19 protein-coding genes are annotated in these 21,051 nt (G+C 44.9%); 6 read left to right on the top strand and 13 right to left on the bottom strand.

What is annotated here, in order from left to right:
* Positions 1-24: 24 nt before the first annotated feature.
* The 7 genes from arsM to M5J74_RS11045 form a co-directional block, all read right to left on the bottom strand.
* Positions 25-993 carry an arsenosugar biosynthesis arsenite methyltransferase ArsM gene (gene arsM, locus M5J74_RS11075; RefSeq protein ID WP_106169817.1) on the bottom strand — a complete coding sequence of 323 codons (969 nt, stop codon included), beginning with the start codon at positions 991-993 and terminating at the stop codon, positions 25-27.
* A gap of 171 nt (positions 994-1,164) precedes the next feature.
* Positions 1,165-1,707: a hypothetical protein gene (locus M5J74_RS11070; RefSeq protein WP_015154166.1), complete on the bottom strand. Its 543-nt coding sequence runs from the start codon at positions 1,705-1,707 to the stop codon at positions 1,165-1,167.
* Positions 1,708-1,953: 246 nt separating this feature from the next.
* Positions 1,954-2,169: an NAD(P)H-quinone oxidoreductase subunit O gene (locus M5J74_RS11065; RefSeq protein ID WP_015154165.1), complete on the bottom strand. Its 216-nt coding sequence runs from the start codon at positions 2,167-2,169 to the stop codon at positions 1,954-1,956.
* A 164-nt stretch (positions 2,170-2,333) separates the two neighbouring features.
* Entirely contained in the window at positions 2,334-3,263 is a 930-nt protein-coding gene (locus M5J74_RS11060) for a DNA-formamidopyrimidine glycosylase (RefSeq protein WP_250016620.1), read from the bottom strand.
* Between the two features lie 3 nt (positions 3,264-3,266).
* Positions 3,267-3,641 (bottom strand): photosystem I reaction center subunit IV, encoded by a 375-nt coding sequence (locus M5J74_RS11055; RefSeq protein ID WP_015154163.1) that lies wholly within the window; start codon positions 3,639-3,641, stop codon positions 3,267-3,269.
* 150 nt (positions 3,642-3,791) lie between these two features.
* Positions 3,792-4,454 carry a DUF6391 domain-containing protein gene (locus tag M5J74_RS11050; protein ID WP_250016617.1) on the bottom strand — a complete coding sequence of 221 codons (663 nt, stop codon included), beginning with the start codon at positions 4,452-4,454 and terminating at the stop codon, positions 3,792-3,794.
* A 117-nt stretch (positions 4,455-4,571) separates the two neighbouring features.
* A complete protein-coding gene (locus M5J74_RS11045) occupies positions 4,572-4,847 on the bottom strand; it encodes a LuxR C-terminal-related transcriptional regulator (RefSeq protein WP_015154161.1) in 276 nt (91 codons plus the stop codon).
* A gap of 341 nt (positions 4,848-5,188) precedes the next feature.
* Here M5J74_RS11045 and M5J74_RS11040 point away from each other — a divergent pair, with 341 nt between their 5' ends.
* On the top strand, positions 5,189-6,166 hold the full coding sequence (locus M5J74_RS11040) for a carbohydrate kinase (RefSeq protein ID WP_041463004.1): 978 nt from the start codon (positions 5,189-5,191) through the stop codon (positions 6,164-6,166).
* A gap of 120 nt (positions 6,167-6,286) precedes the next feature.
* Here the strand turns inward: M5J74_RS11040 and M5J74_RS11035 are convergent, their stop codons facing one another.
* From M5J74_RS11035 to M5J74_RS11025, 3 genes are all read right to left on the bottom strand, one after another.
* A complete protein-coding gene (locus M5J74_RS11035) occupies positions 6,287-7,186 on the bottom strand; it encodes a hypothetical protein (protein ID WP_250016614.1) in 900 nt (299 codons plus the stop codon).
* Between the two features lie 110 nt (positions 7,187-7,296).
* A complete protein-coding gene (locus M5J74_RS11030; RefSeq protein ID WP_015154158.1) occupies positions 7,297-8,616 on the bottom strand; it encodes a 3-isopropylmalate dehydratase large subunit in 1,320 nt (439 codons plus the stop codon).
* A gap of 235 nt (positions 8,617-8,851) precedes the next feature.
* Positions 8,852-10,996 carry a peptidase domain-containing ABC transporter gene (locus tag M5J74_RS11025; RefSeq protein WP_250016612.1) on the bottom strand — a complete coding sequence of 715 codons (2,145 nt, stop codon included), beginning with the start codon at positions 10,994-10,996 and terminating at the stop codon, positions 8,852-8,854.
* 556 nt (positions 10,997-11,552) lie between these two features.
* Between M5J74_RS11025 and M5J74_RS11020 the strand changes: the two genes are divergently transcribed.
* A complete protein-coding gene (locus M5J74_RS11020) occupies positions 11,553-12,950 on the top strand; it encodes an HlyD family efflux transporter periplasmic adaptor subunit (RefSeq protein ID WP_015154156.1) in 1,398 nt (465 codons plus the stop codon).
* A 144-nt stretch (positions 12,951-13,094) separates the two neighbouring features.
* Here the strand turns inward: M5J74_RS11020 and M5J74_RS11015 are convergent, their stop codons facing one another.
* Both M5J74_RS11015 and sfsA read right to left on the bottom strand, forming a co-directional pair.
* A complete protein-coding gene (locus M5J74_RS11015; RefSeq protein WP_181245255.1) occupies positions 13,095-14,495 on the bottom strand; it encodes a tetratricopeptide repeat protein in 1,401 nt (466 codons plus the stop codon).
* A 299-nt stretch (positions 14,496-14,794) separates the two neighbouring features.
* On the bottom strand, positions 14,795-15,502 hold the full coding sequence (sfsA, locus tag M5J74_RS11010; RefSeq protein ID WP_015154154.1) for a DNA/RNA nuclease SfsA: 708 nt from the start codon (positions 15,500-15,502) through the stop codon (positions 14,795-14,797).
* A 101-nt stretch (positions 15,503-15,603) separates the two neighbouring features.
* Here sfsA and M5J74_RS11005 point away from each other — a divergent pair, with 101 nt between their 5' ends.
* Positions 15,604-16,368: an HpcH/HpaI aldolase/citrate lyase family protein gene (locus tag M5J74_RS11005; protein WP_015154153.1), complete on the top strand. Its 765-nt coding sequence runs from the start codon at positions 15,604-15,606 to the stop codon at positions 16,366-16,368.
* Between the two features lie 210 nt (positions 16,369-16,578).
* On the opposite strand, the gene ftsH is transcribed toward M5J74_RS11005, so the two are convergent.
* Complete coding sequence (gene ftsH / locus M5J74_RS11000; protein WP_015154152.1) at positions 16,579-18,525, bottom strand: ATP-dependent zinc metalloprotease FtsH; 1,947 nt, start codon at positions 18,523-18,525, stop codon at positions 16,579-16,581.
* 218 nt (positions 18,526-18,743) lie between these two features.
* Between ftsH and M5J74_RS10995 the strand changes: the two genes are divergently transcribed.
* The 3 genes from M5J74_RS10995 to M5J74_RS10985 all read left to right on the top strand — a co-directional run bounded on the left by M5J74_RS10995 (position 18,744) and on the right by M5J74_RS10985 (position 20,833).
* Entirely contained in the window at positions 18,744-18,971 is a 228-nt protein-coding gene (locus M5J74_RS10995; protein ID WP_106167007.1) for a hypothetical protein, read from the top strand.
* A 54-nt stretch (positions 18,972-19,025) separates the two neighbouring features.
* Positions 19,026-20,261 carry an AI-2E family transporter gene (locus M5J74_RS10990; protein WP_250016610.1) on the top strand — a complete coding sequence of 412 codons (1,236 nt, stop codon included), beginning with the start codon at positions 19,026-19,028 and terminating at the stop codon, positions 20,259-20,261.
* Between the two features lie 341 nt (positions 20,262-20,602).
* On the top strand, positions 20,603-20,833 hold the full coding sequence (locus M5J74_RS10985; protein ID WP_015154149.1) for a DUF2949 domain-containing protein: 231 nt from the start codon (positions 20,603-20,605) through the stop codon (positions 20,831-20,833).
* Positions 20,834-21,051 lie beyond the last annotated feature (218 nt).

The following is a 21,051-nucleotide window of genomic DNA, read 5'->3' as shown; positions in this document are numbered from 1 at the left end:
TAACTATTAACTATTAACTATTAACTAACAACATCCGCCCCCAGTATAGTGCCAAGTTGAATTAGTCACTATAACTTCAGTTGGCATCAAAGCAGCGAGTTTGGCTGCTGTTTTATCGCAGACTGCGGCTGGAATTCCTTGTTGAAGTACGTGTCCGGCTGAGTCATCAAAAAAGGATTCTGTACCAGCATAAATGGCTGTTTTTCCTGTAAAAATACAGGCTCCATCATCTGGGATTGGCACTTTGAAAGATACAGAATCGAGGCTTTCCAAAAGCAAGTTTTCTTCCAGGTTGTATGTATGACAATCTAACAACCGATAGGGACGACGCGCCCGAATTTCAACTTGTCCAAAACCAGCATCTACGATCGTCTGAGTATACTCATCATATGTAAGTGCGCCTGACAGACACATCGCCCGCAGTCTTTCATCTTGTTGCAGGTGTACTGGAATCGGACGAGTGGCGATTGGATCGCTCATTTGCAAGCGTCCGCCTGGTTTTAGCACTCGCCAAGCTTCTTTTAAGGCAAGAGTTAAATCATCTGGCTCAAATATATTAAACAGACAGTTCTGCGCTACTACATCCACAGAGGTATCTGGTACGGGAAGATTAAAAGCATCACCTGCCCGAATTTCGACGAAACTAGGATCGAACCAAGGATTTTCTGTCACAGCAGCTTGTAGGTTCCGTGTAGCTGCTTCGCGCATGGCTGCAACTGGATCGACAGCAATCACAGCACCAGGACGGCGAGAAAAATAAGCGAATTGTAATGCCTCTAAACCACCGCCAACGCCTACATATAGTACTGTCGGCTGGTTAGCTAGTTCGGTAGGGTGGACAGTTGTACCGCAACCGTAGTTCATTTCCTGCATTGCCAGGGGAATTTTGAGTCCGGGTAGTTGCAGGGGACTGCTTTGCACGCAGCATAGACCGATTTGGGGTGTTTCTGCGACTTCGGAGTAAAACTTTGCTGTTGTCTCTAAATAACTCATTGTCAGCTGGAGTAAAATGCCGAGATGAATATGGCGTATTCTTTGGCACTGTGTTCTACTCTAGCGGATTTTTACTCTCGCGAATCCTCATAAAGAAGTAGCGGTTGACATCTTGACGCAGCAGAGATAAGCTGGCGATCGCCCAAGCACAGAAGTTAGAGAAAATCCGTGTCAAAGCGATCGATTTTTTGTTGCTTGTTCTAAAAAATGACGCACGCCTTCGCTCATTTGTAATAAATTAGGTTCGATTTTTTTACCTAAAAAATCCTCAACCACATGGGCTATAGTCCCAGTCAGAAACCAAGGCACTCCCTTCATCTGATGCGGATCGATACTCATTGCTCCCCGACTCTGAATTAAAGTTGTATCGCCCTCAGCAATGAATTGATTTTTCCCACCACAATGTACGGCTTCTGTGAAAGCATGAGTTTTGATTTGCCATTCCAGCGTCAGATTTGATTCATCCCAGGTATTGTATTCCGTCCAAGAGAGCATATCTTCGCTGAGAATTGCTCTAGCTGCGGCAGGAATTTCACCGCCACCATGCCATTCATTTATGGTGTAAACTTTGCCATTTTCTTCGCGCCGAGATTTGATTTGAACCGATCGCACGTTGTGCATGTAGGGAATGAGATCGTTCAGCTTATCTCGGTATGTAGCATAGACAAGGTGACATGGAAAAGGAATGCGGGTATCAGCCGAAATATTTGTCATTTAGTTTAAAGTTTCTTAAATTCAGTTACAACTAATCCTAAAGATTGTCAAAAAGCGATCGCCTTTTTACAATCCGCCAGAGAATTAGCTAACTGAGTATAACCCCTGGTGTAACCCTGAAACTACAGTTTTGTCTCCTTGATAATTTACGCACTTGAAGCTTCAGATCTCGATCCCCCCTAACTTCCATGAAAAAGGGGGAATTTAAAGCCCTGTTTTTATCTCAGTTGGGAGATCTCTTTTAAATTACTTGAATGACTCTAGTTGATCGACTCGCAACCAAATATTCGGAGTTGGTACATGTCCAAATACGACTAACGCATAGTCACCTTTAATATCTAAAACCTCTCCTTTGGTTTCAAAAATATAGCTGGGAAAGCGAGAATCGCTAGCTTGTGCTTCTAGGCTATTTTCTAGCTGTTCGCGCACGGCACGAACCATATCCCCTCTTTTAATCGCCATATGCTGCTCTTTCAGATTGCTAAACTATTTCTTTTCGCATTTTACAGTTATCAGGGAGCAGGGAGCAGGGAGTAGGGAGTAGGGAGCAGGGAATAAGAAATAGGGAATAGGGAATTGATATTAATTCCGAATTCCGAATTCCGAATTCCGAATTCCCTCGCCCCTCATTTCTGGCATTGCGGACAGAAGTGAGCCGATCGCCCAGCTAAACGTAGTTTTAGTATGGGAGTATTGCAGATGCGGCAGGGTTTGCCCGATCGGTTATAAACCCAAGCTACACCGCCATAATTACCGTTAACGCCTTGAACGTTGAGAAAATTACTAAAAGTCGTGCCACCAGCGTTGATACTCGCTTCTAACACTTCAAGAATGGCGGTTCGCAGGCGCGATATTTGTGGCGATCGCAAATCCGCACATAAGGTCTGGGGTTGCACGCCAGCGCGAAACAGCGCTTCATCAGCGTAGATGTTACCGATTCCTGCAACGATTGATTGGTCTAATAAGGCATTTTTGATCGGACGACGGCGATCGCGCAATTTTGTCGCAAAATATTCCACAGAAAAATCTGAAGAAAACGGATCGGGACCCAATGTTGCTAATCCCGTCACGACTGATTCAACCACTCGTTCTGGAGGAACCCACCACATCTGTCCGAAAGTGCGTTGATCGACGAAGCGCAATTCCCAATTCTCAGCCAAAAATAATCGGACTCGCGTATGTTTGTGTAAAGGCTCGTCCTGTGGAAGCCATAACAGCTGTCCAGTCATTCGTAAGTGAACACCAAGAAATTCGGAATTCGGAATTCGGAATTCGGAATTTGGGATTAGTTGTGACTTGCGACTTGCGACTTGCGACTTGCAACTTGGAATTGCTCCCTGCTCCCTGCTCCCTTTGACTAACTCTGCCAGCAGATACTTCCCGCGTCGATGCCATTGGGCGATCGCTTTTCCCGAGATCCCGTTGAGAAAATCTGCCACAGAAAACGGGTAGGCGATGGTGCGATCGAGCAACACATCCCCACCCGTAATTTCTCGATTCAGGGTGACTTGATTTGCACCCCGTCGAACTGTTTCTACCTCTGGCAATTCAGGCACGATTTATCGTTTTTCAGTTCCCTGATTGCCACCACCTTCTACCAGTGGATCGCTACTACCGGATTCTTGTACGGCAGCACCTTTAGCTGTAGATTGTCCAGCTTGTCCTGTTTTGCGGATATCTTCCTGAATTGGAGTTTGCTGACCACCAGAAGCCACAGGCGTAGCCTTCTTCGCTTTAGCTTTTGGTTTTTCTATTTCTAGAAGTTCAAAATCAGCAAAGTTGTTAGTATTTACGCCAGCATAGTTCACTTTATCAAAGCGAACGATGACTGGATACTTGATGCCGCTTTTGTCAACAGAAGCAACAAGACCAACATCTTGATACCAGTAGGATTCTCTTCTTAAGATCCGCACCTTAGAACCACGTTCAACCATGAGTATCTTCCCTGTTATAGATAATTGCTAATCGAGCGGGTTAATAGCATCAAGATACAATGTTTTGGTAATCTCACAATCAACTGTTAAGTTATTTATCTAAAGCGGTCATTGGTCATTCGTGAGTGACTAGTCACCAGCCACTAGTCACTAGTCACTAATAACTAATTCCCGCCAGCGAACTTGGACGAAGTGGGCAGTGCGTCCGGTTTCGTCGCGAACATCTGCGATATTAACTATTTCCAAATTGAAGGGGATAGCTGTCGTGACATGGCGCTGTGCTAGCATTCCCAGTTCGGGAGTTAAATTGGCGGCGGCTGTTGCTGCTACTCCTAACCCCAACATCTGCTCGATCGGCGATCGCGGTAGCAGCAGATGCATACCCATGACTAATCCCAAGCCTAGCAACAATCCTACCGACACATTCGTACCGCAACGGGGATGCAAGGCTAAATTCCACTCTCCATTGGTAAGACGCTGAAGGGCAGCCAGCACTGCCCGCTGTAGTTCGATTTTATTCACCTGACCGTAAATGTAAAAGCCTCGTTCAGTAGATAGACCGCCTAACGATTCGTTGTCTGTTTGCTGGGATGAAAAACGAGGATATGGCGATCGCCCTGACTGGCTTAAGAGCCAAACTGTAGCGTGTTCTAGTGCATGAACTTGCCTCAGCATCAACAGTTCTTTCAACCCGGGAAAAAAGGGAAGATGCTTGACTAAATCCGCGTCTTGGGTAGGTTGAGGAATATTCTCCTCAAAATTGAACCAAGGGATTAACGATTCAAAAACGTTGTCTGGGGCGAAATTGTTCATACCAACACCGCTAGTAGCAGCCCGATCGGAGACTTTTCTCTTAATCTAGCGCTTACTACTTTAAAGCAGTCGAGCCGCGAAATTTCGCGACTCGACTATTGTTAGAAAATTTAATTGCTAGAAAACTTCGCGATCGCCACTCACGGGTAAAGGGCAGCAGTTAACATCGTTAAGACAGACTTTTCCCCACTGTAAAGCCCATCGTACCAAAGATACGCGATTTTCTGTAGCTGTTTTGGTCAAAATATTACTAATGTGATTGTCAACAGTACGCTTGCTGATTTCCAACTTTTCTGCTATTTCCTGATTGGTCAAGCCAGCAGCTACCAAATCGATGATTTGTAGCTCTCTTTCTGACAGGGAAACAGGGTTTTGAGACTCGCCACCAGCCATGAAGTATTTTTTCCTTAGTAGATCTACTCACGCTCCTCTTTCAATTCTAGAGGATTCTTCTAGTGACGATCCTCTATCGTTTTAGAAGTTTGACTAGTATTTTTGCTCTATAAGCTGACATTGGAGCAAAAAGAGAACTGTAATAAATTTAGTAAAGCTTAATTAAGTAATATTTGTTACTTAAAGAAGAAGTAGTGAGTGGCTAGCGGCTAGTGGCTGGTAGAACCAGATTCTTAGTTTCGGTCTAGTCACTAGTCACCAGTCACTAGCCACTGATAACTGACAACTGTTTCTGTTGTAGGGTAATGGTAAAGTCGTACATTCATTAAATGCTGGCTGGAATGAGTAATTCTCGCGTGCTGTGCTTGGGTGAAATTCTGTTCGATCTGATTGCCGATCAACTAGGGCGATCGCTCGAACAAGTTGAGTCTTGGACACCCTATCCTGGTGGCGCACCTGCTAATGTCGCCTGTGCTTTGGTCAAGCTCGGTACAACTTCTAGTTTCATTGGCTGTGTGGGTAAAGATGAACCAGGAAATACCTTAGTAGAGTTACTGCAAACTGTAGGAGTCGATACAACGGGAATTCAACGCCATCCCACAGCACCAACAAGGCAAATCTATGTTACCCGCACTGAGTCGGGCGATCGCATTTTTGCAGGTTTTGCCGACTACGACACGGCAGAATTTGCCGATACGCATCTACAAGCGTCTGCTTTGCCTGTATCCCTATTTGAGGACGCTGATTTTCTCGTACTGGGAACTTTAGAACTTGCTTATCCCGAGAGTGGTGCTAGCGTCCGTCGCGCTTTACAACTCGCAGACCAATACAACGCCAAAATTTTGCTAGATGTCAACTGGCGACCTGTATTTTGGCAAGATCCCGATAAAGCTGTAGCAACAATCTTAGAAATCGTACCGCAAGTCGATTTTCTCAAACTTTCCAAAGAAGAAGCACTCTTGCTGTTCCAAACAGCCGATCCAGGAGCGATCGCCTATCGCCTCAATACCGTCGAAGGAGTGCTGATCACGGATGGAGAAAATGGTTGCGCTTACTGCTTGTCTGAAAATGAAGGCAAAGCCCCTAGTTTTTCCGTGCCTGTCGTCGAAACCACTGGTGCGGGTGATAGCTTTGTAGCTGGCTTCGTCCACCAGTTATGTCAACGGGGTATTCACAGCCTCGCTGATGCCGCAATTGCCAAACAGGTTGTCACCTATGCTAGTGCGGCAGGGGCGCTGACGACAACCAAACCAGGCGCGATCGCCGCCCAACCCACCGCCGCAGAAGTGGAAGCTTTTTTAACAAGGAATGAGGAGTAAGAAAGTGGTGTGGGGAGAATTCGGAATTCGGAATTCGGAATTCGGAATTAATTGCGAGTTGTGAATTGCGAATTGTCTTGCTCCCTCAGCTTCCTCAGCTCTCTTCCCCTGCTCCCTTCCTCAAGGATTTGGCGCTGACTGAGTGTTGCCTGGGGAAGAAGGGGTTGGGAAGGAAGGATTTTGCTGGCTGGTGGGAGCAGGTGTAGTTTGTGGGGCAACGCTGCTAGAACCGCTACTAGGAGAAGCACTCATGCTGTTGCTACCACCCAAGCCGCTAGGAGCGATCGCGCTTTGACTGGGAATTGCTGAGGTATTACCAGGAAGGTTTGTCGCGTTGGAATTAGCGCCTGTCGTTCCATTACCGCTATTCGGGCTGAAGGGGTTGAGATAGGTAAAGTTGTTGCCTTTAGCAGGTTCGAGATTAGATAATCGGGACGATGATGAAGATGTAGACGAGCCACCAGCACCACGACCGTAGGCAGTTGATAAATTACTACTACTGCCAGGACTAGCACTATAGGGACTGTTGCTGATGCTAGTAGGAGACTGGTATCGACCCATTGTCGATTGAGAGTAAGGGTTGTCTACATTATTGGATAAAGAATCGTTCAACGACGCAGGCGATCGCCGTTGATTTGCGACTCTTTCATCTAGCGGATCTGTGGTATCTAGAGTACTACTACCACCGCTACTAGAGGAGTTTGTACTAGTTCCACCAAAAGCAGAGTCGCTACCCAATCCAGTTCCAGCACTGCTATCAGCAGGGAGATCGATGGGATTTGCAGTGTCAAGGGGTGCGACTTGACTCGGTTCGGCGTTGTTTTCCCCTGAAGGATTTTGTCCGCCGTTTGGATTACCAACAGCACCACCTGTACTCACAGCAGGTGGACGAGATGGCTGTAGCGATAATAAAGGAATGCACAGCAAGACTCCACCACCTAAAACTGCCGCGATCGCCATCACAATCTTTTGCTGCGGACTCAAATAATTATAGGTTCTCACTAAATTTCGCAAATTCATTGTAATTTTTCCTGATAACGGTAATGGGTAATGGGTAATAGGCAAGAAGTAAGTAGTAAGAGGTAAGAGACAGAATCTTAACTTACGACTTACGACTTACAACTTACGACTTACAAAAACTCTCTCGGATCGGTGACGTAACCTGTCAAGGCAGAAGCGGCGGCGGTGTAGGGGGAAGCGAGATAAATTTGTGCTGACTTATCACCCATGCGACCAGGGAAATTACGATTAGTCGTAGAAACGCAAACCTCTGGCTTGTTCATCCGCCCGAAAGTATCTTTTGGTCCCCCTAAACAAGCGGCGCAGGAGGGCGCAGTGGGTTCGATACATCCAGCTTGCAGGAAGATTTCTGATAGAGTCTGCCCTTCGTATTTGAGTGTAAACAAGTCGTTGTAAACTTTTTGCGTCGCAGGTACGAGGTAGGTAGGTACTTTGACTTGCTGTCCTTTGAGAATATGGGCGGCGTGGATAAAGTCTTCAGTTTTACCCCCTGTGCAGGAACCAATGTACACGCGATCGATCTTGACATCGCTGCATTCTCGTGCCAATGCGCGGTTATCTGGAGAGTGGGGTTGAGCGACAACTGGCTCTAACTGCGAGACATCGTAACGGCGATCGCTGTAGAATTTGGCATCGGAGTCGGTGTAGACTGGCTCGAATGGTTTATCGGTACGGGCGCGGACGTACTCGAAAGTGGTATCATCAGCCGCGATCGTCCCATTTTTACCCCCAGCTTCGATCGCCATATTACACAGGGTCATGCGGTCTTCCATTGTCATGCGGCTGACGGTTTCCCCAGCAAATTCCATCGTCCGATAGTTGGCTCCAGCAACGCTAATATCGCCAATAATGTGCAAAATCAGGTCTTTTGCCAATAAGTAATTGGGCATTTCGCCATCGAGAACGAATCGCATTGTGGCAGGAACTTTAATCAGTAACTTGCCCGTACCCATAATAAATGCTGCATCGGTATTACCAATTCCTGTAGCAAATTGACCGAAAGCGCCAGCATTACAAGTATGGGAGTCAGTCCCGAATAAGACTTCTCCGGGGCGGGTATGCCCTTCTTGGGCGAGGGCAATGTGACAGACCCCTTTATAATCTGGGTTAGCTTTAAAATTGCTGCGATCGGTGATGTCGTAGAAGTATTTAATTCCTTGTTCGTGGGCGAAATCGCGTAGAATATCTACGTTGCGATTGGCGCGTTCGTCGGCGGTAAAGATGTAGTGGTCTGGGATGAGGACGATCTTTTCAGGGTTCCATACTTTTGTATCTGCACCAAACTCGCGCTTGAAGACACCGATAGTTCCAGGTCCACAAACATCGTGTGTCATCAACAAGTCAACATCCACCCAGATATTTTCCCCTGGTTCGACCGCGTTTCGACCGGAGGCTTTAGCTAAGATTTTTTCTGTCAGGGTCATCCCCATAGCGATCGCATTCCTCTCTTCCGACACATATCTACAGGATCTATGCTACTTCGCGATCGGCGGTTGCGTTTTAAAGATACAGCAAAAAGATACAGCAAAAGGTCTTGCTTGGTTGCAAATATAGTTGAATTTCTGGCTGTTGCTGATGGAGATTAATGCCCACTTTTACATGAGATCCCCCAACCCCCCTTATCAAGGGGGGCTAGGGGGATCTACATAGATTGTTATGGATTGTTTACGGATGCAAAAATTCTATATGCTCCCCAGGGTGCGCTTGCAATTCTGCGATCGTTCCCTGAGCATACATTCTCCCCTGGCGCAGGAAGATAACCCAGTCAGCTAAATTAATTACGCGAGGACGATGGCTGATCAAAATTGTGGTTTTGCCGCGACGATGGTGAAGCAACTGATTTAACACCTGCGATTCACTTGCCGGATCTAGCCCTGCCGTGGATTCGTCGAGAATTAAAATGGGCGGATTGTTAACAATAGCACGGGCGATCGCCAATCTTTGTCTTTGTCCGCCAGAGAGACTCGCGCCAAATTCACCTAAAACTGTTTGATACTTATCAGATAGCTTCGCGATAAACTCATCTGCTTGAGCAATTTCGCACGCTCTGACAATTTGATCGAAGCGAACGTGGGGCATTCCTAACCGAAAGTTTTCAATAATCGAGCGACTCCAAAAATGCGGTTCTTGAGGTACTAAAATTGCTTGTTGTCGCAGGCAGTCTAACGAAATATCTTGAATATTATATCTGCCAATCCGAATGTTACCCGACTGTGGCGTATACAAACCTGCAATCAGTTTAGCTACCGTGCTTTTACCGCAACCTGACTTACCAATCAGCGCTACAACTTGACCCCCAGGAATAGTTAGTGAAAAATCTTGCACGACATCTGTTCTACCAGGGTAATGAAACTCAATTTTAGAACAGGCAATATCGGCTGTATCGGAAATATCTACCCAAGGTTTTTGCTTTTCATCTTTGATTTCTGGTGGATGGGTAATCACTTCTTGCAACCGAGAATTAGCAGTTTCAATCCGAGCGAATTCATCGACAAAATCGAGTGAGGAAATGATAAATGTTGCGACATTACGGTTTAACGTAGTAAATGCTAGTAGCTGACCGAGACTGAGTTCTTTCCCTATGACCAAAGTACTGCCAAACCAAAGTAGAGCTACTCCACCCACGTCTGCAACTAGCCCAGAAAAGGTATTATTGACAATACCGATTTGCATTGTCCCAAATGCAAGATTTGCTAATTGACCGAAACGACTTTGATATTCCTCCCAAAACTGGGGAGCCGCAGCAGTTGTTTTGAGTGTTAGCGCTCCCTTGAATGTTTCTACTAAAATTCCTTGATTTTCTGCTTCCGTAACTAATAGTTTACGAGTTTTTTGCTGCAAGCTTGGCAAAAATAAAATTGTCGATAAAGTCATCGCGCCTGCTAAGAATACAGCAAATACAGTCAGTTTTTGACTATACATTAGCATGAAAATAAAAGAAACTATAGCGACAAATAACTCTCCTGGTAAGCTGATAATAGCTCGCGAGAGCAATAAATTTATTTCTTGAATATCTCGCAGTCTACTAACAATTTCCCCACTGCGCCGTGACTCATAGTAAAGTAGGGGCAATCGTAAAATTTGCCGTCCAAATTCTAGAATTAAACCTAGTTCTATTCTCTGAGCGAAATGAGCGATCAAATTGCTTTGCACCAGTGCCAAGCCACGCCTGACAAAACTCAGTGCGATAACTGCCAGTACTACAGATGTCAGTAGTTGAAGATCGCCCCGAATCAGCACGTCATCTGTCAAGATTTGGAGGAGAAACGGAGTCGCTAAAGACAGTAAACCAACGGCGATCGCGCACCCAACAGCTTCGGCAAGAATGGCGCGATATACCCAAAGTCGCTGTATCCACTGTTCAAATCGATTGTCTTGTTCTCCAACTTGAGCGTAAAAGCGGACGGGATCGGGTTCTAGTAGCAGCAAAATCCAATCTGTCCAGCCTTCTAGCAACTCCATGCGCGACAGATAACGCATTCCAATCGCTGGATCGGCGATCGTGTATTTTTTCCCCTGCTTGCCATACAAAACTACCCAGTGATTGCCTTTCCAGTGAATAATGGCTGGTAAGGGGAGTTGTTGTAGCTTCCACAAAATTTCTGGAGATGCCCTGACAGAACGAGCATTAAAGCCTAAAGCTTCTGCACCTCTGCGCAAACCTAGCAGTGTTGTCCCTTGCGATCCCGTACCTACTGCTTCTCTAATACTATTAATTTTCAGCAGTCGTCCGTAGAATTTAGCAATAGCGGCAAGACAAGCAGCGCCGCAATCTTCTTCACTGTGTTGGAGAACAAGCTTTTGTTTCACGTTTTTTGGTTCTACAATTAAGCTGACTATTTCTCAGACAAACAGATGGAAGCGTTTCTGTTGAAATGTCTAGAAGAATCAAAAATTTGTCTGAATTTGCTCAAGACTTTGTTTGCTCAAGACTCAGATAGTGTAATCAACTGCACAAAGCCGCGATCGCAAATTAATAAACCTTAATGTCTTGAGAACGAATGCAATACTGCTTAATTGTTTGCCTCAATTGCAGGCAACGCTCTCCAATTGCCCGATCGATCTTCGATCGATTTACAACTCAAATAAAGTTGCTGTACAGTAGCGATACTTAAAATTCTAGACTTACAAAAAATATGTTGCAATTTAAACCAAAATTCTTTATGATTTTGCTGCCAATAGCAATTTTGGCATCAAATTACACAAATAAAAATTCTTTTTGTCAGAAAAATTAAGCCGAAAAATCAAGCTAAAAATCAAGAATTATGAACTTTCAATTTGGCAATATTTGGAGTGAAAAAAATAGCTGACACCCACTCCTATCCTCCTTCTTCTGCCCGATGGAAAACTATTTAAGTACTAGCTAATGCAGTCGGAACCAAATAAAAACAGTGTCTTGCGTTTAGTCCGCCAGGACACGCCCAAGAACCCATCACCTGAAGCAAATCCTGCTTTCTTACGCCCAGTGCAGAGTAATGAGTTTCTCCCCCCCGTGAGCCTGTGGACGACTTTAGGTGGGTTGTTGCTACTAGGTACAGTAGCTATAGGGCTGGCTCTGGCTGCTACGATTCATTACAAAGCAATGGTAAAGTCTGCTGCTACTATCCGTCCGGCAGGAGAGACGAGAATAGTCCAAGCCGCGATCGCTGGCTCCATACAACAGATTTTGGTTAAAGAAAACCAATCAGTCAAAAAAGGACAGGCGATCGCAATTATCGATAACGCTCAACTCTTGACAAAACAGCAACAGGTGACGGGCAGTATCAAAAATAACGAATTACAACTGGCTCAAATCGATGCTCAATTACTATCCCTCAAAAGACAGCGTGAGTTTGAGTCAGGCTTAATCGAGCGCAATGTTGCTGCGGCTACTGCCCAATTGCAACGCTATCAACGGGAATATCAGGATCGACAAATCACATCCCAAGCTCAAGTACAAGAAGCAACAGCAGCACTAGAGTTATCGAAAGTCGAGATGGAACAGTTCAAGCAACTGGCAAATACAGGAGCGGTGACGCAGTTACAAATTAAAGAAAAAGAACAAGCATTTGCTGCTGCTGAAGCTAAACTCAAAGGAGCCAAAGCCGCGCTAAATCCTACAAGTGCAGCGATCGCGATGGCAACAGAACAAGTTGCCCAAGAGCGAGCTAAGGGCGAGATCTCCCTAGCTAATTTAAATAAAGACCGAGAGGTGTTGCGTCAACGTCGTCTTGCCCTAGAAAATGAGATCGATCGCGCCGCTAGAGAACTACAGCAAGTCCAGCACGAGCTGAAAAAAGCCGTTCTCTTAACTCCTGACGCTGGTAAAGTCTTGAAACTGGAGTTACGCAACCCCGGACAAGTTGTAAATGTAGGGCAATCGATCGCGCAGATCGCTCCTACTCAAGCGGCGCTAACAATTAAAGCGCGAGTAGCTGCTCAAGACATCAGTAGTATTCAAATCTGCCAGAAAGCGGCAGTTGCAGACTGTAAAACCGGAAGAGTGCAGTTGCGGATTTCTGCCTATCCTTATCCCGATTACGGTATTCTACGAGGTGCGGTAAGGGCGATTTCTGCCGATGCGATCGTCCCCCAAAGTCAATCACCCAATACTGCCTCACCATACTACGAAGTCACGATTCAGCCAGAAAAACCTTATCTAGTCAAAGGCGATCGCACCTACTCGCTCAAACCTGGAATGGAAGTTAATGCAGATATTGTTGCCCAAGAAGAAACCGTGCTGAAATTTTTACTCAGAAAGGCAAGGTTACTGACGAGTTGGTAGTTGATGGTTAATGGTTGTTGGTTGATGGTTATTGGTTGTCGCTCCCTCAGCTCCCTCAGCTCCTCCGCTCCCTTGTCCTCCTTGTCCTCCTTGTCCCAATGCGTGAATTTTGAATTTTGAATCTTGAATTTTGTCTCCGGCTCCCTACTCCCTACTCGAAAGGCTATTTTTAGCAATATCGCGAACTTTGGCTTTCAAATTGGGTGGGGCAGCTTTTTCTGCTTGTGAAAAGAGGCGATTGGCGGTTTGGCGATCGCCTTGTTCGACGCGGATCAGGGCTTTATTGACCAAAGCTGCAACATTGTCTTTTTCTTGTAAGAGGACGCGATCGTAAGTGGATTCTGCTTTTGGCAGTTGTTCGGTTAGTTTGTAAAGCTGAGCTAAATTCAATTGGAGTTCCAGTCTTTCTGGCTCTTGCCTGACGAGTTTTTCCATTAACGGAATGGCTAAATTTGGTTGTCCTTGTTGGATACGTAGGTTTGCTAGCTCGACTAAGGCATCAAAGTTGCCGGGATCGTTTTGTAGAAGTTGCTCGTAGGCTTGAATTTTGCTGTCTGTGTCTGAAGCAGCTTTGGGTGCGATCGCTAGTGGTTTTCCGCCCCACAATGAGGTGACAGCAATTCCTACAACTCCTAAGATACCTATACCTGATAGGATTAGGGGCAGGCTTTTGCTACCGAGCATCTGTTTGAAAATAAACGTTTGCTCAACGGGAGAAAGTAGCTGTTGCTTTAAACCACTGCCCAAATCTTGTTTAGGTTGCGTTTGGTGCAATCTTTTCAACTCTGATACAAGCCATAGAATCGGTGTAGCTGCACCAGTTGGTTTAAGTTGGGGTACGCCTGCAAACGTGACTAGCGGGATGGCAGAGTAAAATTTTTGATAGTTCGTTTTGGCTGCATCTAGACGAGATAGGAGAGGTTGAATTTTTTCCTCAATTTGCAGCAGGCTTAACGGTTCTGGGGCAAGTAAATCGCATTTGGTGAAAACTAGAGCGATCGCGTATTTGATATTATGTTGGTTGACTAAAGAGGCGATCGCTGCCACTTGATCGATCGTTTGCGTTAGTTGTGGTAGGTAAGCAGCATTGTTTACTAACGCTTCTGCATTAATAAACGCACAGCAACCATGAGAACTCAACACGAGTTTTTGATATTTAGGGTTATTAAAGTCGCAAGATTCCCCTGGTAAATCCCACCAACTAAAATCGCAGAGAGTCTTGGTTTTCCACCAACCATGTCGCTTCAAACTAAAGTTGAAACTGGCAATTTTCATTGTGGGGGGCGGATATTGACCTGTTTGCGTAATATAGTTCAGAACTTTTTCAATCTTTTCTTGCTCTTGACTGTTGTGGCTATCAAACCATAATTTTTGCGGGCGTTCTGCTGTGAAACCCGAATGCAGTTCGATGTAGCTGCCAGCCAAAAACACTGTTTTGCCAACTCCTCTTTGACCGATACTCAATAAATTTAATGTCTTGGTGGCACTGCTAGATTGCTGATTCATGTGCTGTAAGATCGTCTGTTTTAGAGTAGTAGCGGTCATGAGGAACTCGGAAGTCATAAGTTAGAAGTTAGAAGTGTATCCTATAACTGAAATTGAACGTATAGCAGTTAGATACATATATTTTTTTACTATTCACAAATAAATTTAAAAATTAAACATATAATCTTGCTATTTTAATATTTAAATTTTGGATGATTTTGATTATCGGTCGCAAGTCAAAAAAAGCAGGCAAAAAATTAGTTCTCGGTAGTTATTATTTATCAATCACCATGAAAGATTGTAAAGATGAAGTCATAGATTTCAATCAAGTTAGAGTTAACTGCAAATTATCGATACATTCATATTTTTAGATCTGCCAAACCCAAATAGCGCACTCCAACCGGAGTTACCTCAAAGCGGCAAGGCAAAACCTCCAAACCTAGTTGCATAGCTTCACGCAACAGGTGACCGTAGACTGGATCGGCAGCATCACCAGGAGCAAACTGCGTACAGTCACCCCGGTTAATAGCATAAAACATGACTGCCCTTGCGTGAGGCAAAAGCGCGCTCAATTCTCGTAAATGCTTTTGTCCTCGTATCGTTTCGGTATCAGGGAACATAGCTAATCTTTGCTGCGCCCATGTCGTGCTTTTAACTTCAATATAAATCGGGCGATCGCCAGTCAATAAAAAGTCTACGCGACTTTTCCGATCTGCACCATAGGGGACTTCACAGCGAATTTGGCTATAGCTACCGAGTTCGGGAAACAGTTTTTGTGCCAGTGCCAGCTTGACAATACGATTGGGTAAAGCAGTATTCACAACTACCCAGGTAGGCTCGTTGTCGTTGACTTCAATCGCCTCCCAAGTATAAGGTAATTTGCGCGTAGTAACCGAGCTATACGACACTAGTACCCGACTTCCAGGCGTACAAATCCCCGTCATCGGACCAGTATTTGCACAATGTGCCGTTACCACTTCCCCCGTTTCCAGCTCAATATCAGCCAGAAAGCGCTTATAGCGTTTGAGTAAAATTCCAGCATGAAGAGGTGGATAGGTGTAAAGCATAAAAGAAAGGGAGCAGGGGAAAAGAGCTGAGGGAGCTGAGGGAACTGGGGAGGCTGGAGGAGAAAAGACAAATTACCAATTACCAATTACCACTAATCACTATGTATCAAAACCAACTCAAACACAAATTACACCAGGGCGAGGTTGTCTTGGGATTATTTACCAACTGCGCCTATCCGGCATTTATCGAAATTTGCGGACATGCAGGTTTGGATTTTGTTGTGATTGATTTAGAACACGGTTCTCTTAATACTCTAATAGCGGAAGATTTATGTCGCGCTGCTGACTGCGTGGAGTTAGCACCAATTATTCGTGTCAGTCAGAACAATCCAGCCCAGATCCAAAAAGCGCTTGATGTTGGTAGTGCGGGGGTACAAGTGCCGCAAATCGAAACGAAAGCCGATGCGGAAGCAGTAGTAAAGGGAGCAAAGTTCAGTCCATTGGGGGCGCGAGGGTTGTCACTCTATACCCGTGCCGGGGTTTACACAGCCGCCGGAACGCAAAGAATCGAGCAGTTAAATGAAACATCTTTAGTTGTCGTTCAGGTCGAAGGCAAACAAGGTATTGATAACTTAGCAGAAATTGCTAGCGTTCCCCACATTGATGTTATCTTTCTCGGTCCTTACGATTTATCGCAATCTTTAGGAATTGCCGGACAAGTAAGAGATCCCCGTGTCGTTGAGTTGATGCGGACTGGAGTAGAAACTATCCGTCAGGCTGGCAAAGCAGCGGGGACATTTGCCGACACTCCAGAAATTGCCCAGCAATGGATTGCAACTGGCGTGCAGTTTGTGGCTTTAGGTGTAGATGTAGGAGTTTTCTTGCGTGCTTGTCAGGCGTTGGTTAAAGCCGTGCGATCGCAGTAAACTTTCATTGATAGTGGTTTGTAATTAGGTAAAACAGACGATCTGTAGGGGCGCACGGCTGTGCGCCCCTACAAATGTCATGCACGCAATCGAGAATTGCTATGAATTAAATTTCATTCAAAGGCAAATAAAAAACGATCGCCCCCAAAAGAGCGATCGCTAACTGATAACAATGTAGAGACGTTACATGTAACGTCTCTACATTGTTATCTACACCAAAACAGATTGCATCAAAGGCTGATCTTGAGGTAGTTTACCCGATCGCAACCACTCTTCCATATCAGCTGGAGCTTGAGCGCGGTTGAGTCGTTCCCGCAGTTCTGCACCTTCAAGAATTTCTTTGTGTAATAACAACTGAGCTGTTTCTTCCAATAACTCCTTATTATTGGACAAGGTAGCCAGCGCGATGTGATGCGCTCCATCAACTATTTCTTTCACCTCGCGATCGATCTCCTCGGCGACTCTCGGACTGACAGAACGGCGAGGATTGCCATATCCACCGAGAAACTCTTGCTGAGTCTTTTCAAACGCTACAGGTCCCAATTCATCGCTCATACCATACAGGGTAACGGCACGCTCTGCCAAGTCAGTAGCTTTTTGAATGTCGTCACTCGCACCAGTCGAGACTTTACCAAAGATTAACTCTTCTGCCGATCGCCCGCCCAATAGCGTAGCAATTCGACCGCGAATTTCATCCTCTATCATCAAAAAGCGGTCTTCTTCTGGTAACTGGAGAGTGTAACCCAAAGCACCAACACCGCGAGGCACGACAGAGATTTTCTCGACTCTACCCGCACCTGGCATCAAAGCGGCGATAATCGCGTGACCGACTTCGTGATAAGCAACCGTCTTTTTCTCGGTTTCATTGAGTACCCGCGATCGCTTTTCTAAACCACCAATAACTCGTTCGATTGCTTCGTTAAAATCCGCTTGAGTAACAGCATCGCGATTTTGTCGTGCCGCTAATAGCGCCGCCTCGTTGACTAAGTTAGCTAAGTCAGCACCAGCAAAACCGGGAGTCCGGGTAGCGATCGTACCTAAATCGACATCCTCGGCTAATTTAACGCTTCTCGCGTGGACTTTAAGAATCGATTCTCGACCGATTTTATCAGGACGGTCTACCACTACCTGACGGTCAAAACGACCAGGACGACGTAATGCAGGGTCTAAGACTTCAGGACGGTTCGTTGCAGCAATGATAATGACACCCGTATTGGCATCAAAACCATCCATTTCAGTAAGTAACTGGTTCAGGGTTTGTTCTCGTTCGTCATTACCACCAGGGAAACCATTCGCACCACCGCGAGACTTACCCAAAGCATCTAACTCGTCAATAAAGACGATACAGGGAGATTGTTGCTTCGCCTGGACGAACATGTCGCGTACTCGCGCCGCACCGACACCGACGAATAGCTCGATAAATTCCGAACCGGAGATACTGAAGAAGGGGACACCAGCTTCACCCGCGATCGCTTTTGCTAGCAGAGTTTTACCTGTTCCAGGAGGACCTACCAACAGCACGCCTTTGGGAATTTTCGCACCTAAACGGGTATATTTACTCGCATTTTTCAGGAAATCTACGATTTCTTGTAGTTCTGCCTTGGCTTCGTCAACCCCGGCTACATCGGTAAACTTCACGCCAGTACTACCTTCAGAGTAGATCCGTGCTTTACTTTTACCAACAGTTAAAGCTGCGGGACCGCCGCCACCTTGACGGTTGAGTAGAAAACCCCAAATCCCAAAGAAAATTAATGGAGGTACAACCCAACTAAGAAGAGTACCGATCCAGCCACTATTACTGGGTGCTGGAGCAGTAAACTTAACATTGTGATCGCGCAGGATCTTAGGTAAATCTAAGTCAATTGCGACTGGCGTAGTCGTGAGAACTTGGTTTGCCGGAAGGCTACTTTCCGGTTGGTTAGGATCTGCTTTAAGAGTAAACTCAATGCGATCGCCCCCTACAATAGCTCTATCTACCCGATTTGCTTCTACTTGTGCAATAAAGTCACTATAAGCAACTTGTGGCTGTCTAGCTCCAAAACTGGGAACAATAAAGTTGAGCAGTAATAGAACAGTCAACAAAATGAGTAAACTGCCACCAAACTGCCGGACTCTAGGCGGTTTGAACTGGCGATTATTATTGGTTTCAACAGGCATTTTGATTAATTTTTATGCATCATTTTGTACGTATTGTAAAGATTTTCTACACTCTAACTGGTTCGGTGACTACCCCATATATCTATCGCAACAGCCGAACTTTTTCAGTTGTCAGTTATCAGTTATCAGTAAGAGCGTGAAGAAAAGGAATAGGAAACAGGAGGTAGAAGAGCAACTACCAACTACCAACTACCAACTACCAACTACCAACTCACTTCATGAAAGATAGTTATATGAATGCTTTTGAGGGATGGAAACAACAGTTAGTATTTATTGCAGAGCTGATGATTATCTCTGCCGTTCTGTCGTATCTGATTAAATATGGTGGTGCTTACTTGCCTTTGAGTGGTACATCAAGCCAAGCACTATTTATAGTATTATTACCTACCGTCGTTATCGCGATCGCGCTCTATTTGCGATATCTATTTCATAAAAAGCAGGGGTAAACAGCGAGAGCAACTACCAACTACCAACTACCCATTACCTATTACCTATTACCAATGAACCTCGGTCAATGGCTCGGTTTATTAGCAATCGTTGCTTCTATTTATATTCTGTGGCAAATTCGCCAAATTCTCTTATTATTATTTGCCGCAGTTATTTTATCGACTGCCTTAAATCGATTAGCCAGAAGATTTCAGCGATCGGGAATGCGGCGATCGCTTGCTGTTGTCTTATCAGTTGGTATATTTCTAGCTGGAGTTATTGGTTTTTTCTGGTTAATTGTTCCACCATTTATCGAGCAGTTCCAAGAGCTTACAGTCAGGGTTCCTAGAGGTTTAGATCGATTCAACATTTGGATAGAGCAATTAGGAACTCGCGTTCCCCAGCAAATAGCTCCATACTTACCAAATGTAGATAGTCTTAGCAAACAAGCACAGCCATTCTTTGAGCGCGTCTTGGGCGGTTCTTTTGCTTTCGTAACTAGCTCTTTAGAATTTATTATCAAGTTTTTACTTGTATTAGTATTAACGGGGATGATGTTAGCTAATCCCCATGCTTACCGTCAGGGTTTTGTGAGATTATTTCCTTCATTTTATCGCCGTAGGGTAGATGGAATTTTACACGAATGCGAGGAGTCGTTAGGCAAATGGCTGACTGGTGCTTTAATTAGCACGAGCGTAGTTGCACTAATGAGTATGGTGGGACTATCAGTGTTGCGAATACCAGCAGCTTTGGCATTGGGAGTTTTAGCAGGGTTTCTCAATTTAATTCCCAACGTCGGTCCCACTATCAGTGTCATTCCACCTATGGCGATCGCACTGTTAGATACGCCGATCAAATCCGTACTCGTATTCGTTCTCTATTTTGTGATTCAACAAATTGAGAGTAATTTTTTGACACCATATATCATGGCGCAGCAGGTATCTTTACTCCCAGCCGTGACTTTACTAGCTCAAGTATTTTTTGCCACGTTCTTCGGCTTTTTAGGTTTATTACTGGCGCTACCTCTAACTGTAGTAGGCAAAATTTGGTTTCGCGAAGTCTTGTTAGAAGATGTACTAGACCGCTGGCAGTGGGGTGGAAAGCAAGATACTACTGGACTCGATTCATTGTGCGGGTTGCACGATGCCAGTATGACAAAGGAAAATCTTTCAAATTCAGATGATGTAACTAGTCAAGAGCGAGCGATTGTAGATGAATCCACAGGAGTAGATAGTAGAGCAGCAGAAGAGCAAGGGAGCAAGGGAGCAAGGGAGCAGGGGAGCAATCCAAAATCCAACAACAAACTCTAAAATTAATTCACGTACCACCTTGAGCGCACCACACACCACTTCTCATCACTCAATTCCAACTTTTGGCTGACGAATCTATTCCTTTTCGTAGGTACGAATTTTTTTCTCTAGAAATATAACTGAAATGTGAAGAGGTTTAAATTATTTTTAATCATTGCACTAAGTTAAGTGAAAATCATTTAAGTTGCGCTACAATTCTATTCCACCCCCGATTTGTAACTGTGCAACAATAATGTAAATCCTAGACTAAGAGCTTGCTAATTAAGTAAGAATACTCATGACAGTCTGGGAAAAGTGACAGATAAAAGACTGGCTACTACTTACTCATTACTTAGTCTTTGATGCTTAATAATCAGTTGGAACAAAAAGGTGAAGTCCAAATGTCACCAGCAAAGTACATGCAGTTTCTGCAATTTCTACAAGAAGACTTATCAATTTCGGCAGCATCGATTGATATGGCTACCCGCCATCGAGAACAAGATCCTGGTCCTTTGCCAATGATCTTATGGCAATATGGCTTAGTCACGCTCGAACAACTAGATCGAATTTATGACTGGTTGGAAAGAGCGTAGCAGTGTCATGAACGATTTAGTCAAATTCAAGCGTGTCACAGTAGAAATTTTAAATAGCAATGCACAAACTAAAATTTCTTTTTTGGCGAAGTTGTAGAAATTTTACTCATAAATTTAAACTTACACAAAGAGAGCGGGATGAATTATCAACCCGCTCTTTTGATTTAAGTTGTCATCTGTCATCTGCCATTTGTTGTCTAGCCAATGACGAATGACAA

The sequence above is a fragment of the Chroococcidiopsis sp. CCNUC1 genome (genome assembly GCF_023546805.1).
In the GTDB taxonomy this organism is placed as follows: domain Bacteria; phylum Cyanobacteriota; class Cyanobacteriia; order Cyanobacteriales; family Chroococcidiopsidaceae; genus Chroococcidiopsis; species Chroococcidiopsis thermalis.
This window is presented reverse-complemented; position numbering and strand designations above follow the sequence as displayed.

Coding starts and splice junctions, on each gene's coding strand:
- M5J74_RS11020 (WP_015154156.1), top strand. CDS start 11,553: ATGCAGTCGGAACCAAATAAAAACAGTGTCTTGCGTTTAGTCCGCCAG.
- M5J74_RS11040 (WP_041463004.1), top strand. CDS start 5,189: ATGAGTAATTCTCGCGTGCTGTGCTTGGGTGAAATTCTGTTCGATCTG.
- M5J74_RS11050 (WP_250016617.1), bottom strand. CDS start 4,454: ATGAACAATTTCGCCCCAGACAACGTTTTTGAATCGTTAATCCCTTGG.
- M5J74_RS11070 (WP_015154166.1), bottom strand. CDS start 1,707: ATGACAAATATTTCGGCTGATACCCGCATTCCTTTTCCATGTCACCTT.
- M5J74_RS11045 (WP_015154161.1), bottom strand. CDS start 4,847: ATGGCTGGTGGCGAGTCTCAAAACCCTGTTTCCCTGTCAGAAAGAGAG.
- M5J74_RS10985 (WP_015154149.1), top strand. CDS start 20,603: ATGCTTAATAATCAGTTGGAACAAAAAGGTGAAGTCCAAATGTCACCA.
- ftsH (WP_015154152.1), bottom strand. CDS start 18,525: ATGCCTGTTGAAACCAATAATAATCGCCAGTTCAAACCGCCTAGAGTC.
- M5J74_RS11015 (WP_181245255.1), bottom strand. CDS start 14,495: ATGACCGCTACTACTCTAAAACAGACGATCTTACAGCACATGAATCAG.
- M5J74_RS11065 (WP_015154165.1), bottom strand. CDS start 2,169: ATGGCGATTAAAAGAGGGGATATGGTTCGTGCCGTGCGCGAACAGCTA.
- M5J74_RS11035 (WP_250016614.1), bottom strand. CDS start 7,186: ATGAATTTGCGAAATTTAGTGAGAACCTATAATTATTTGAGTCCGCAG.
- M5J74_RS10995 (WP_106167007.1), top strand. CDS start 18,744: ATGAAAGATAGTTATATGAATGCTTTTGAGGGATGGAAACAACAGTTA.
- M5J74_RS11005 (WP_015154153.1), top strand. CDS start 15,604: ATGTATCAAAACCAACTCAAACACAAATTACACCAGGGCGAGGTTGTC.
- M5J74_RS11055 (WP_015154163.1), bottom strand. CDS start 3,641: ATGGTTGAACGTGGTTCTAAGGTGCGGATCTTAAGAAGAGAATCCTAC.
- sfsA (WP_015154154.1), bottom strand. CDS start 15,502: ATGCTTTACACCTATCCACCTCTTCATGCTGGAATTTTACTCAAACGC.
- arsM (WP_106169817.1), bottom strand. CDS start 993: ATGAGTTATTTAGAGACAACAGCAAAGTTTTACTCCGAAGTCGCAGAA.
- M5J74_RS10990 (WP_250016610.1), top strand. CDS start 19,026: ATGAACCTCGGTCAATGGCTCGGTTTATTAGCAATCGTTGCTTCTATT.
- M5J74_RS11030 (WP_015154158.1), bottom strand. CDS start 8,616: ATGGGGATGACCCTGACAGAAAAAATCTTAGCTAAAGCCTCCGGTCGA.